Raw genomic sequence first — 13,251 nt, forward strand, 5'->3', positions numbered from 1 at the left:
GGCCCGGCCTCGGCTTCGGTCCCGGTCCCGGTCCCGTCCTTGGCTCCGGTCCCGGCTCGCCGTGGTCCTCGCCCAAGGGCGCCCCTACGCCGGGCCCCCGGCGCGCGTTCCCGCCGAGGCCATGCCGAGCCAGGTGTGCGCAAAGGTCAACGGGGGACGTCGATCCTGGCCAGGGCTCCCGTCTCCAGGGCGCACCACAGCGCGCCGTCGTGCGCGGCGATGCCGTGCGGTTCGCAGTCGGCTCGGGGCAGGTCGTACGCCGTGATGCGGCCGTCCGTGGTGATGCGCCCGACCCCGCCGCGGCCCCATTCGGTGAACCACAGCACCCCGTCCGGACCGCTGGTGATGGCTTGCGGCCGGGCCTGGCGGTCGGGCAGCGGGTACTCGGTGACGGTCCCGTCCACCGTGATGCGGCCGATCTGCCCCGCGCCGATCTCGGTGAACCACAGGGCGCCGTCCGGCCCTTGGGCGAGGCCCACCGGCGCGGCGGCCTCGGTCGGCAGGGGGTGGGCGGTGGTCCGGCCGTCCATGGTGATCCGGCCGATGGCGTTCCCCTGGTTGAGGGTGAACCACAGCGCGCCGTCGGGCCCCGCCGCCATGGCGGACGGGAAGGCTCCGGGCGCGGGGTACTCGGTGATGTCGCCGTCCATGGTGATCCGCCCGATGCGGTCGGCGGCCGACAGCGTGAACCATATGGCCCCGTCCGGGCCCGCGGCGATCCCGTACGGCCCGCCGTCGGCGGTCGGCGGGGCGAAGGAGGAGATCGTGCCGTCCACCGTGATCCGGCCGATGCGGTGGGTGCCGTACTCGGTGAACCACAGGGCGCCATCGGGCCCTTGGGCGATCACCGTCGGCTTGGCTCCGACGGAGTGGACGGCGATCCGGCCGTCCGCGTCTCTCCGGCCGATCGCGCCCTGGTGGACCAACGTGAACCACAAGGCGCCGTCGGGGCCGCCGGTGAGCGCGTAGGGGCCCGCGTCCGGGTCGCTGACGGTGAAGACGCGGACCGGGTCGGCGAGCCACCGGCCGATCCGGTCCAGCAGCACCTCGCCCGGCTCGGACAGGTGGAAGGCGTGCGGCATGCCCTCGTACTCCTCCAGACGCACGCTCACCCCGGCGGCGTCGGCCGCCTCGGCGAAGCGGCGGGCGTCATCCAGGAGCACCTCGTCCGTGCCGACGGCGATCAGCAGCGGCGGCAGCCCGCGCGGATCCCCGTACAGCGGTGACTGCGGGGCCCGGTCGGCGGGCGCCCCGGCCAGGTACTGGGCGCTTATGGAGCCGAGCGCGGCCCGGCTCAGTACGTCCTTACCGTCGTTGGCGCCGATCGACGCACCCGTAAGGGCGAAGTCGGTGACGGGTGAGACCGCGATCGCGGCACCGGGCCGCGGACCGCCGGTCCGCTCGATCTCCAGCAGGGCGGAGAGCACCAGCGTGGCGCCGGCCGACTCCCCGGCGAGAACGACCTCGGCGGCCGGGACGCCCTCGTCCAGCACGCCGCGCCAGGCGGCCAGCACGTCCTCGAGCGCCGCGGGACAGGGGTGTTCGGGCGCCAGCCGGTAGTCCACGCGCAGGGCCGGGCGTCCGGTCGCCTTCGACAGCCGATAGGCCATCACCCGCTCGGCCTCGGGCATCGTGTGGGCGAACCCGCCGCCGTGCACATAGATCACCGCGCCGCCGCCTGCGCCGGGCGCGCGGATCCAGTCGCCCCGCACCTCGGCGTCGTCCGGGAGCGGGGCGGCGATCAGCGCGTCGGGGCGGTCGAGGACCGCTCGAGCCGCCTCGGGCGACATGGGAACGGCGATGGCGTTCAGCAAACGGTCCTCCGTCGTGGGTGGTCGGGGCTCGCGGGGGCAGCAGGCTCGTCGGGAGGTGGCCTCATCTCCCTCGCGAAGACGAGCTATGACGGAGGTAAAGTTAGGGTCGCCGCTTATTGTGCGTCAACGTAAATATGCTACGAGGGTAAGATTCGGGGTCATCATGGATATCGAGTCGAGCACCACGACGGACCCCGCGGCCACCGGTCTGCGCGAGGCCAAGAAGCGTGAGACGCGGCAGCTGATCTCCGACCGGGCCACGGAGCTCTTCATGGCGCAGGGCTTCGAGCGCACCACCATCGCCGAGATCGCCGACGCCGCGCGCGTGGCCAAGAAGACGGTGACCAACTACTTCCCGCGCAAGGAGGATCTGGCCCTCGACCACCAGGACGAGTTCGTCACCGGCCTGGCCCGCGCCGTCGCCGCCCGGGGACCCGGCGAATCCGCCTTCGTGGCCCTGCGGCGCGCCTTTCTCACCGCCGTCGCCGCGCATGATCCGGTCGCCGGTTTCACCGGACCGGAGTTCAGCCGCATGATCGCGGAGAGCCCCACCCTCTCGGCCTGTCTGCGCGGACTGCACGACCAGCGCGAAGAGGCACTGGCCGTCGCTCTCGCCGCGGCGACCGGCGCCTCCCCCGGCGACATCGCCCCGCGCACGTGCGCGTCCCTGCTCGCCGGGGTGCACCGCGTCCTGTTCCGCCGGATTCTGGACCTCACGCTCGCGGGGCACGGCAACGCGGAGATCGCCGCGATCCTCGAACCGGAGGCCACCCGGGCTTTCGCCCTGCTCGAACCGGCCCTCGCCGACTACGCACGGGCCTGAGACCGCCCCCGCCCTCATACAGTCAGCGCGCGGCCGACAACGCGGCCGTGAGGACGGCGGGCGCTTCCGCCAGCGAGGGGCCGTACCAGGTGAGGTGACGGCCGCTGACCAGGGCAGCCGGAAGGCCGGGGAACGCCTCGGGGCCGTCGTCGGCCGTGAAGCGGTACGGCTCGTCGGGCAGCACCACCAGATCCGCCTCCCGCGCCGTCAGCTCCTGGATCGGGATCCGCGGATAGCGCTCGGGATGCCCGCTGTAGAGGTGCCGTACGCCCAGCCGGGCCAGGACGTCACCGGCGAAGGTGTCCCGGCCCAGCACCATCCACGGACGCCGCCACACCGGTACGACGGCGTGCCGCCCCGGCCCCCCGGCCCGTACGTCCGCCCAGGCGGCCTCGGCCGCGTCCAGCCAGCCGGGCCGGGCCAGTCCGCAGCCGCGCACCAGGACCCGCTCCAGCTCGCTGAACGCCTGCTCCAGGGTGCGCACTTCGGTCACCAGGACCTCGAGACCGGCGGCGCGCAGCGCGGCGAGATCGGAGGGGCGGTTCTCCTCCTCGTTGGCGATCACCAGATCGGGGGCGAGGGCGGCGATCCGGGCGGTGTCGGGGTTCTTGGTGCCGCCGATCCGCTCCGCGGTGAGGCCGGGCGGATGGGTGCACCAGTCGGTCGCCCCGGCGAGCAGCTCGGGCGCGGTGGCGGCGACGGCCTCGGTGAGCGAGGGCACGAGGGACACCACGCGCCGTACGGGGGTGCGAAGGCTCATCGCTCCACCGTACGGCGCGACGAGGCGTATCCGGCCCTACGCCCCAACGCCCGCGCTCCTACGCCCGGCCGCCCCAAACGCCCGGCCGCCCCAACGCCCGCGCCGCAACGCCCGCGCCGCAACGCCCGCGCCCCTACGCCCGGCCGCCCCTACGCCACCTCCTGCAGCGTCTCCCACGGCCAGACGGCCCGCCCGCCACGGCCGCCGCGGCCGCCACCGTCGCCGCCGCGGCCCTCCGACAGCAGCCCGACCATCGTGAACAGCTTGTCGCTGAAGCCGCCGATCTCGTACCGGTTCGGCCGGCCGGTGTCGATGGATGTGGCCGCGTAGCCGGTGGTGTTGACGCCGAACACCGGCACCCGCGCCGGAACGGCCTCCGAGACCGGAACGGACCGGCCGCGGCGCGCCTCCGCGAACGCCTGCATGTCCGAGACGATCACCACCCGGTCATGGCCGCGGTAGGCCGCCCGCAGCGCCGCACCCGTCTCCGTGCCGTGCCCGACCTCGCCGATCCGCGCGCAGAACGCCTCGATGTCGCCGAGCACCGAGCCGCCCGGGGTCAGCCGGTGGCCGAAGTGCCCCGAGGCGAAGCCGACCAGGTCCACCTGGCAGCCGCGGTGCGCGAGCGCGACCCCGAAGAGCGCGCCGACGTCCACATGTCGCATCTGGGAGCGGCTCGAGACCTGCGTCCGCATCGAACCGGAGGTGTCGACGAGCACGAGGGTGCGGCCCGGCAGCGCCGGGACGGCCGCCGTGGACGCGGTCAGCGCCCGGTCCAGGGCGTGGCCCCAGCGCAGCGACGGCGCGGCCCGGTACGCGGACAGGAAGCGGTACGGGAACTGGCGGGAGCGGGCCACCTCCGCCGGGTCGGCCAGCCGTGCCGCGACCCGTTCGGCGACCGCGTCCGGCAGCCCGGCCTGGTCGAAGTTGCGCAGATTGCGCAGCAGCGCCATATAGCCCATCGAGGGCAGCACGGCCTGCCAGGCAGGCGCGTCCATCGGCCCCTGAAGCCAGCCCGCGAGCGCCTCCCACGTCATGCCCGCCGTACGGAGCGCGTCGGCGGCGTCCGGCCGCTCCAGCACGGCACGGCGCTCCCACTGCGGCAGGGCCGTCAGCCGGGTGCGGGCGCGCAGGGTGCGCAGCGAGACCGGGGGCGCGGCGTCCCGCCGGTGGCGGCGGTCGATGGCGTGCCGGAACAGCTCGCCCTGCCACGGCTTGTCGGGGTCCGGCGCGGCGTGCACCAGCTCCAGGACGTCGGCGAAGCGGAAACCGTGGCTCTCGGTGTCGTACTTGAGCAGCGAGCGCTCGGTGTAGAGGCGGCGGACGGCGTCGGCGAGGCCACGCTTGACCGGCTTGGGCAGCGCGCGGCCGTGGTGGGCGGTCCAGTAGGCGAGGAACTCACCGGGCTCGTCGGCGCGCAGACACGCGGCGTCGACGATGGGGCGGTTGCCGCCGTGCAGCCCGGCCGCGAGTCGCGCCGCGACGGCCTCGGTCGCGGCGACGATCGACGCGGTGCGCATGAGGGCCTCGGCGCGCAGCCAGCCGATGAAGCGGGCGGTCCAGTCGGCGTCCTCGACGGCGACGGTGCGGACGAGGCCGCGGAAGCGGTCGTCGCGGTCGTCGGAGGGCTCGTAGAAGGTCTGCTCGCCGACCATGTTCACCACGGCCAGCAGCACCAGTTCGGACTTGCTGTCGCGGGTGACGGCGGCGCCGCCCTCGTAGGTGGTCGTCGTGGCCCTGGCGCGCCGGAAGACGCGGTTGAACTTGGTCATGCGGTCATGCCTCTCCCCCGAGTGGGCATTGGGAGGAGGCGACGCGCCGGTGCGTCGGCAGCGCCTGAGGTCAGGAGTGGGCGGCGGACTGTTCTGGAAAGGAAGTACCCGCGGCCCGCGCACCAGGCGCTCCGATGCCGTGCGCGCGCCTCCCGAGATCACAGTCGACGACGGTGTGTCTCCCACCCCGCACCGGGCGGAGTGCTTTAGGAATCGAACCCAAATCGACCGAAGTAACCGTCGTCTTCGCACCGGGAGGTGCGTTCACGGATACGACAGTAGGGGGCCGCCTCCTTGGCCGTCATCCGGTTTTCTCCGCCCGGCGCGGCACAGCGCCCGCGGGGCAGGGCAACACGGCACCGCGGCCCGGAGCATGCGCTCCGGGCCGCGGTGTGCGTGGTGCGGACGGTGGGTCAGGAAGTCACCGGCGCCATCTTGTCGACGATGCCGGGGTGGGCGTCCATCCACTTCTGGACGCCCTTCTCCTCGTTGCCCTTACCGGCGTCCTGGATGGCCTGCTCCAGGGTCGCCAGCTCCTTCTCGGTCATGTGCCACTTCTTCAGCCACCCGTTGAACTCGGGGAACTTCTTCGGGAAGGACTTGTTGGCGAGGGTGTGGAGCTGGTTGCTGGCCCCGAACGCCTTCTTCGGGTCGGCGAGCTTGGTCAGCTTGTACTTGCTGTAGGCCCAGTGCGGGGTCCACAGGACCACGGCCACCGGCTCCTTCTTGGCGTACGACCGCTCCAGCTCGGCCAGCATCGCCGGCGAGGAGCCGTCACTGACCTTGTACTCCTTGTCCAGGCCGTACTCCTTGAGCACCTTGCCCTTCAGGAGCTTCATCTCGCCGGTCCCGGGTTCGATACCGACGATCTTGCCGTCGAAGGTGCCGGCCTTCCCCTTGAGGTCGGCGAGCGACTTCACGTCCTTGACGTAGGACGGCACCGCGATCTCCAGGGAGGTCTTGTCGTACCACGACCCGACGTCGACCAGGTTCTTCTTGTATCTGTCCCAGTACTGCTTCTGGGCGACCGGTAGCCAGCCGTCGAACTCGACGTCGACCTGTCCGGTGCTCATCCCGGTGAACATCGAGCCGACGTCGTACTGCTTGATCTCCGGCTTGTAGCCGCGCCGCTCGAGGACGTTCTTCCACAGGTAGGTGGTGGCGATGTCCTCGTCCCACGGGAAGTAGCCGATCATCGGCGCGGCGCCCGCGTCCTTGCCCTTCTGGTCGGCGCCGCCGGGCACCGGGGCGAGCTTGTTGGCCATGCCCGGGTTCTGCTTCAGCCAGGCGCGCACGCCCTGCTGCTCCTTGCCCTTACCGGCGTCCTGGATGGCCGACTCCAGGCTGGTGAGCTGCTTCTCGTCCAGCTTGAAGTTCTTGATCCACTTGGCGACCTGCGGGTTCTCCTTGGAGAAGCCCTTGCGCGCGAGGGAGTCGATGTGGTCGCCCTTGCCGAAGGCGCCCTTGGGGTCCTTCAGCTTGGTGAGCTTGTACTTGTCGTACGCCCAGTGCGGGGACCACAGGGTGACCGCGATCGGCTCCTTCTTGGAGTAGGAGCGGTCCAGCTGGGAGAGCATGGCCGCGGTGGAGCCCTTGACCAGGCTGAAGTTCTTGTTCAGCCCATAGCCCGGCATGACCTTGTCCTGCATCAGCTTCATCTCACCGGCACCGGGCTCGATGCCGACGATCTTCTTCTTGAAGGTGCTGGACTTCTTCTCGAGGTCCTCCAGGGTCTTGACGCCCTTGACGTACGAGGGGACCGCGACCTCCAGGGAGGTGGGGCCGTACCAGGAGCCGAGGTTCTCCAGCTTGCTCTTGTACTTCGACCAGTACGAGGCGTGGGTGGTGGGCAGCCAGGAGTCGGTCTCGAAGTCGATGTTGCCCGCGGCCATACCGGTGTACAGCGCGCCGACGTCGTACGACTGCACCTTGGGCTTGAAGCCGCGCTGCTCCAGGAGCTCCTTCCACAGGAAGGTGGAGGCGACGCCCTCGTCCCAGTTGATGTAGCCGATGTTGACCGACTGGCCCTTGCCGACGTTGGCGGAGACCTTGGGGCCCTCGTCGTCGCCGCCGAACATGCTCATACCGCCGGCGACCAGCGCCAGGACGACCACGCCGACCATGGCGACGGAGGTCGCGGGGCGCCAGTGCAGCACCTTCAGGCCACTGAGCGCCTTGGCCTTCTCCTTGGCCAGCGCGCGGCGGGCCAGCGGGGAGACGCGCTGATTGAGCGCACTGGTCATCCGGTCCAGGTACATGGCCAGGATGACCACCGCGATACCGCCCTCGAAGCCCATGGCGACGTCGACGGAGCTGATCGCCTGGAAGACGGTGGAGCCCAGGCCCTCGGCGCCGACCATACCGGCGATGACGACCATGGACAGCGCCAGCATGATCACCTGGTTGACACCCGCCATGATGGTGGGCAGGGCCAGCGGGAGCTGGACGCGCAGCAGGGTGCGGCGCGGATGGGTGCCGAAGGCGTCAGCCGCCTCGACCAGCTCCGCATCCACCTGCCGGATGCCCAGCTCCGTCATGCGGACGCCCGGGGGCATCGAGAAGATGACGGTGGCGACGACGCCGGGGACCACCCCGAGGCCGAAGAAGAAGATGCCGGGGATCAGATAGACGAAGGCGGGCATCGTCTGCATGAAGTCCAGCACCGGGCGGATCACGGCGCTCACGGTGCGGTTGCGCGAGGCCCAGATGCCCAGCGGCACCGCGAACACGACGGTGATCACACCCGCGACCAGTACCAGGGCGAGGGTGTTCATCGCCTCGCCCCACAACTCGATCGAGTCGATGAGGGCGAATCCCAGGAAGGCGAGCACGGCGGGCAGCAGCCCGCGCAGCCACCACGCGAGCAGCGCGAGGATGCCCGCGAGCAGCAGCGGCTCGGGGCCGCTGAGCACGGTGTTCACCGCGTCGTACATGCCCTGGACGACGCTGGAGATGAAGTCGAAGAGCCAGCTCAGATTGTCTCGGAGCCAGTTGACGCCGGAGTTGATCCAGTCGCCGAGCTGAAGCCTAGGCACCGGTGATCACCTTCTTGGTGGTCTCGGGCGCGTCCGGAGACCCGCCGGACGGCGGCTGGGCCCCGTCGGGCCCGCCGTCCGGCTCGCCGAGGGCGGCGAGCAGCCGGGCGCGGGTGACGACGCCGGTGAGCGCGCCGTCGTCGTCGGTCACGGCGACCGCGACTCCGCTGCGCGAGCAGGGCTGGAACAGCTCGATGATCGGGGTGCCCTCGGTGACGGTGGCGGGCGCGGCGGCCAGCACGTCCTGCGCGGTGCGGAGCGTGGTGCCGTCGTCGGTCTTGGTGCCCAGCACCTCGTCCGGCTCGGACATGATCGCGCCGGCGGTGAGCACCCGGCTGCGGTCCACGTCCTGGGTGAAGGAGGCGACGTAGTCGTTGGCGGGGGTGACCAGGATGTCCTCGGCGGTGCCGATCTGGACGATCTCGCCGTCGCGCATCACGGCGATACGGTCGCCGAGCCGCATGGCCTCGTTCAGGTCGTGGGTGATGAAGACGATGGTCTTCTTGAGCCGCTGCTGGAGCTGGAGCAGCTGATCCTGCATATCGCGGCGGATCAGCGGGTCCAGCGCGCTGAAGGACTCGTCCATCAGCAGCATGTCGGCGTTGGTGGCCAGGGCCCGGGCGAGGCCGACGCGCTGCTGCATACCGCCGGAGAGCTCATCGGGCCAGGACTTCTCCCAGCCGGCCAGGCCCACCAGCTCCAGCGCCTCGGTGGCGCGCCGGACGCGCTCCTCGCGCGGCACGGCCTGCACCTCGAGGCCGTAGGCGGCGTTCTCCAGGACGCTGCGGTGCGGGAAGAGGGCGAAGTGCTGGAAGACCATGCTGATCTTGCGGGACCGGACCTCGCGCAGACCCTTGGGGGAGAGCACGGTCAGGTCGTCGTCGTCGAAGAGCACACGCCCGGCGGTCGGCTCCAGCAGCCCGTTCAGCATCCGCAGCAGGGTGGACTTGCCGGACCCGGACAGACCCATGACGACGAAGATCTGGCCCGCCTCGACGGCGAAGGAGGCATCGACGACCGCTGCGGTCGTACCGTTCGCTCGGAGCTCCTCGCGGTCCGCGCCGCCTTCCAGCTGCGCCACCGCCTCATCGGGTCGTCTGCCGAACACCTTGTACAGGTGCTCGGCTCGCAATTTGGCCACATGTACCTCTCAGATCGCACCAAAAAGCGACCCGCCACCCCCGCCGGCGGGTCGTGGAGCGGTACGGCATCGGACCGCTGACCGCCGCAATAGTTGAATCACTGAACGGGTTCGCTCCGGGGGCGCGCCTGCCCCGATCGGTTTGGCGTAAACCAAACGGTGATCCAGTTCACATTATCCTCGGGATCGGTGTCAGTGGGGTAGTGCATAGTCGGGTTCGTGACGCGACGCCTGATGCTCCTCGACACCGCCTCCCTCTACTTCCGAGCCTATTTCGGGGTCCCGGACTCGGTCCGGGCCCCCGACGGCACGCCGGTGAACGCCGTGCGCGGGCTCCTGGACTTCATCGCCCGGCTCGTCCAGGACCACCGCCCGGACGACCTGGTGGCCTGCATGGACTTCGACTGGCGCCCGGCCTGGCGGGTCGCCCTGATCCCCACGTACAAGGCACACCGGGTGGCCGAGGAGGCCCCGGAGGGGGCCGGGGTGGACCAGGAGGAGGTGCCGGACAGCCTCTCCCCGCAGGTCCCGGTGATCGACGAGGTGCTGGACGCGATCGGCATCGCCCGGGTCGGCGCCGCGGGCTACGAGGCCGACGATGTGATCGGCACGCTCACCGGCCGGGCGTCCGGCCCGGTCGACATCGTCACCGGCGACCGCGATCTGTTCCAGCTGGTGGACGACGAGCGCGGGGTGCGGGTGCTCTACCCCGTCAAGGGCGTGGGCACCCTGCAGCTCGTCGACGAGTCCTATGTGCGCGAGAAGTACGGGGTGACCGGCCGGGGGTACGCGGAGCTGGCGCTGCTGCGCGGCGACCCCAGCGACGGGCTGCCGGGGGTGCCCGGCGTCGGCGAGAAGACCGCCGCCAAGCTGCTGGCCGCCCATGGCGACCTGGCCGGGATCATGGCCGCCGTCGACGACCCCGCCGCCAAGCTGACCCCCGCCCAGCGCAAGCGGCTGGCCGAGGCGCGGGCGTATGTCGAGGTCGCCCCGAAGGTGGTCCGGGTCGCCTCGGACGTGGCGCTTCCCGCCTTCGACCCGGCGCTGCCGCGGTCGCCGCGCGACCCTGGAGCCGTGGCGGCGCTGGCGGAGCGCTGGGGTTTGGGCGGATCTTTGCGAAGGCTGCTGTCCACTCTTGAGGAATGAGCTGTTAGGTTAGGTAAACCTAACTCTCGTTGATCAGGGAGATCGCCATGGCGGACCGTCCGGCCCGTAAGACGCGCACGCCGCATCGCGCCCAGGTGGTGCGCACCGACCGGCTGACCCCGCATATGGTGCGGGTCGTCCTGGGCGGCGACGGCCTCGCGGACTTCCATGCGGGCGAGTGGACCGATCACTACATCAAGCTGCTCTTCCCGACCGGGGGTGCCGTCTACCCCGAGCCGTTCGACCTCGAGCGGATCCGTGCCGAGTTCCCGCGCGAGCAGTGGCCGGTCACGCGGACGTACACGGTGCGGGCGTGGGACCCGGCCGCCCGCGAGCTGACGGTGGACTTCGTGACCCATGGCGACGAAGGGCTGGCCGGGCCCTGGGCCGCCCGGGTCCGGCCCGGCGAGGAGATCCACTTCATGGGGCCGGGCGGCGCCTACGCCCCCAGCGCCGAGGCCGACTGGCATCTGCTCGCGGGCGACGAGAGCGCGCTGCCCGCGATCGCCACGGCGCTGGAGCGGCTCACCGACAGCCGGGCGGACGGCGCGGCCGAGGTGCCGGTGCATGTGTTCATCGAGGTGGCGGACGAGACGGAGGAGCTCAAGGTCACCGCGCCCGAGGGGGTCCAGGTGAGCTGGCTGCACCGGGGTGCGGCCCCGGTCGGCGAGGCGCTGGTGGCGGCCGTGCGGGGGCTGGAGTTCCCGCCCGGGCAGATGCACGCCTTCGTCCACGGCGAGGCGGGCTTTGTGAAGGAGATCCGCCGCCATCTGCGCCTCGAGCGCCAGATCCCGCGCGAGTGGCTGTCCATCTCCGGCTACTGGCGGCGCGGCCATGACGAGGACGGCTGGCAGGCGTCGAAGCGGGAGTGGAACCAGCAGGTCGAGGCGGAGCAGGAGGGCGCGGGGTCCGAGGAGGCCGCCGCGTAGAGGGCGCCGCGTAGGAAGCCGCGTAGGAAGCCGCCGCGCAGGGCACCGCACCGGCGCCGCGTGGGGCACGGCGCGTACGACCATCAGGCCCCGGCCGGGAGCATCCGGCCGGGGCCGTCGCATGCGCCGGCCTCGGCGGACACGGCAGAGTGCCGGCGTCGATCCGGCGGCGGGGGCGCACTCCGGTTCGCAGGAGCCCGCCAGGGAGATTTGACATATCGTCATATGAGCTCCGTACGCGCCTTTTTCGCACCTTCCGCATCTATCCCGCTTTTGGTTCACTCACATCGAGCGAGTGTTTCGGCACCACGGTGACCTCGGAGCCGACGCGTTCCATGCATGACTCGCCCCCATACGGCCGGCAACCGGGCACGAGTCGCCTCTCAAGTCGCCATCACCGGTCATGCGGTCCCCGCTGAAGGCCGTGGCGCCCCGGGCCCCCGAGGGCTCGTCTCCCCTTCCACCGATCTGGGCAACGGAAGCCGGTGCGGGCAACGGCCACGGGCCCATCCCTTCTCTCTCGGCGCATCCGCCCAGAGCTAGACGATCGAACAGGAGAAAGCTCATGCCCATCACCTCCCTCACCCCCAGCCAGGGCACGGTCGGCACCGCCGTCAGCATCAACGGCACATCGCTGGGCACCACCGTCTCGGTGAACTTCGGCGGCGCCGTCGTCAGCCCGACATCGGTCTCCAACACCCTGGTCACCTTCGTGGTTCCCTCCACCGCACCGTGCTCGGGGCAGGTCTCGGTCAGCACCAACCTGTCGAACGGAACCAGGACCAATTCGGTGCCGTTCTTCGTCATCGTGAGGCCGACGACAACGGGGCTGGGCGAGACCTGCCTGCCCTCCACCGGTGGCGCGCTCACGGTCTTCGGCTCCGGCTTCGCGTCCGGGGGTACCGTCAACGTGGGGGCTCTCACCCCGGTCGCGTTCGCCGCCGGTGGCAGCAACACCCAGGTCACCGTCACGGCCCCGGCTCACACCCCGGCCGGCTGCTTCGACAGCCAGCAGGTCACGGTCACCACGGCCGGCGGCACAGGCACCGCGGGCGCGACCCTGATCGACTACTACAACCCGCCGGTTCTGACCGGAGCCACACTGACCCCTGCCACGGGCCCGGCGGGGACCGAGACCACCATCTCCGGCGCGTCCTGCCTCGTCGGTATCACCGATGTGACGTTCACCGACGCGGCGGCCACCGTCTTCACGGGCCTGCCCTACACCCCCATCGACGCCACCTCCATCGTCACCGCGGTGCCCGCCGCGGCGGCCGCGGGTGCCGGGGCCTTCACGATCACCACCTGCGGTGGCACATCCGGCCCCGCCGCCTTCACCGTCACCTGATCGACCGACCGTGGGCGGGCAAGCCCCGCACGGTCATCCCCCGGGTCAGCACCCCGCATGGCACACGGTGAATTCCCATCCCCGTGCCCTGGCCGACGTCCCGCCGGTCAGGGCACGGCCGTCCGCACGGCTCAAGAAGGAGAAGGGCATCATGGCCCCCGTAGTGACCAGCGTCAGCCCCACACAAGGCAATCCGGCCGGGGGCACCCCTGTCACCATCAATGGTTCCGGCTTTACCGGCGCCACCGTGGTCAGGTTCGGCCCGAATCTCGCCACCAATGTGGTCGTCGTGAGCAACACACAGATCACGGCAAGGACTCCGCCGGGGAGTGGCACAGCCAAGGTCACGGTCACGGGGCCGACGGGGACCAGCACCCAGAACGTGTTCTTCACCTATACGACGGTCGCGGCTCCGGTGCTCACCGCGCTCAGCCCGACCTCGGGGCCCACCGGCGGCGGCAATACGGTCACCATCACCGGCAG

Annotated in this window: 10 protein-coding genes and 1 pseudogene; 5 read left to right on the forward strand and 6 right to left on the reverse strand. The window is 71.2% G+C overall.

What is annotated here, in order from left to right; translation table 11 throughout:
• Positions 1–146 precede the first annotated feature (146 nt).
• Both GWI24_RS45605 and GWI24_RS45610 read right to left on the reverse strand, forming a co-directional pair.
• Complete coding sequence (locus GWI24_RS45605) at positions 147–1,043, reverse strand: virginiamycin B lyase (protein ID WP_247617016.1); 897 nt, start codon at positions 1,041–1,043, stop codon at positions 147–149.
• A 33-nt stretch (positions 1,044–1,076) separates the two neighbouring features.
• Positions 1,077–1,790: pseudogene (locus GWI24_RS45610) on the reverse strand (alpha/beta hydrolase); the annotation flags it as partial.
• A gap of 187 nt (positions 1,791–1,977) precedes the next feature.
• Between GWI24_RS45610 and GWI24_RS28825 the strand changes: the two are divergent.
• Positions 1,978–2,637: a TetR/AcrR family transcriptional regulator gene (locus GWI24_RS28825; RefSeq protein WP_210948815.1), complete on the forward strand. Its 660-nt coding sequence runs from the start codon at positions 1,978–1,980 to the stop codon at positions 2,635–2,637.
• A gap of 22 nt (positions 2,638–2,659) precedes the next feature.
• On the opposite strand, the gene GWI24_RS28830 is transcribed toward GWI24_RS28825, so the two are convergent.
• From GWI24_RS28830 to GWI24_RS28845, 4 genes are all read right to left on the reverse strand, one after another.
• Positions 2,660–3,397 carry a helical backbone metal receptor gene (locus GWI24_RS28830; RefSeq protein ID WP_210948816.1) on the reverse strand — a complete coding sequence of 246 codons (738 nt, stop codon included), beginning with the start codon at positions 3,395–3,397 and terminating at the stop codon, positions 2,660–2,662.
• A gap of 149 nt (positions 3,398–3,546) precedes the next feature.
• Positions 3,547–5,169: a TROVE domain-containing protein gene (locus tag GWI24_RS28835; RefSeq protein WP_210948817.1), complete on the reverse strand. Its 1,623-nt coding sequence runs from the start codon at positions 5,167–5,169 to the stop codon at positions 3,547–3,549.
• 413 nt (positions 5,170–5,582) lie between these two features.
• Positions 5,583–8,204: an ABC transporter permease/substrate binding protein gene (locus GWI24_RS28840; RefSeq protein ID WP_210948818.1), complete on the reverse strand. Its 2,622-nt coding sequence runs from the start codon at positions 8,202–8,204 to the stop codon at positions 5,583–5,585.
• A complete protein-coding gene (locus GWI24_RS28845; protein ID WP_374103352.1) occupies positions 8,197–9,312 on the reverse strand; it encodes a glycine betaine/L-proline ABC transporter ATP-binding protein in 1,116 nt (371 codons plus the stop codon). The genes GWI24_RS28840 and GWI24_RS28845 overlap by 8 nt, the downstream gene beginning before the upstream one ends.
• 267 nt (positions 9,313–9,579) lie before the next feature.
• On the opposite strand from GWI24_RS28845, the gene GWI24_RS28850 reads away from it, so the two are divergent.
• The 4 genes from GWI24_RS28850 to GWI24_RS28865 form a co-directional block, all read left to right on the forward strand.
• A complete protein-coding gene (locus GWI24_RS28850) occupies positions 9,580–10,491 on the forward strand; it encodes a 5'-3' exonuclease (RefSeq protein WP_210948823.1) in 912 nt (303 codons plus the stop codon).
• Positions 10,492–10,538: 47 nt separating this feature from the next.
• Positions 10,539–11,420: a siderophore-interacting protein gene (locus GWI24_RS28855; protein ID WP_210948820.1), complete on the forward strand. Its 882-nt coding sequence runs from the start codon at positions 10,539–10,541 to the stop codon at positions 11,418–11,420.
• A 565-nt stretch (positions 11,421–11,985) separates the two neighbouring features.
• On the forward strand, positions 11,986–12,768 hold the full coding sequence (locus GWI24_RS28860; protein ID WP_210948821.1) for an IPT/TIG domain-containing protein: 783 nt from the start codon (positions 11,986–11,988) through the stop codon (positions 12,766–12,768).
• 151 nt (positions 12,769–12,919) lie between these two features.
• A partial coding sequence (locus tag GWI24_RS28865; RefSeq protein ID WP_210948822.1) for an IPT/TIG domain-containing protein occupies positions 12,920–13,251 on the forward strand: 332 nt, incomplete at its 3' end.

This window comes from Streptomyces sp. MK37H (genome assembly GCF_018035285.1).
Taxonomy (GTDB): domain Bacteria; phylum Actinomycetota; class Actinomycetes; order Streptomycetales; family Streptomycetaceae; genus Streptomyces; species Streptomyces endocoffeicus.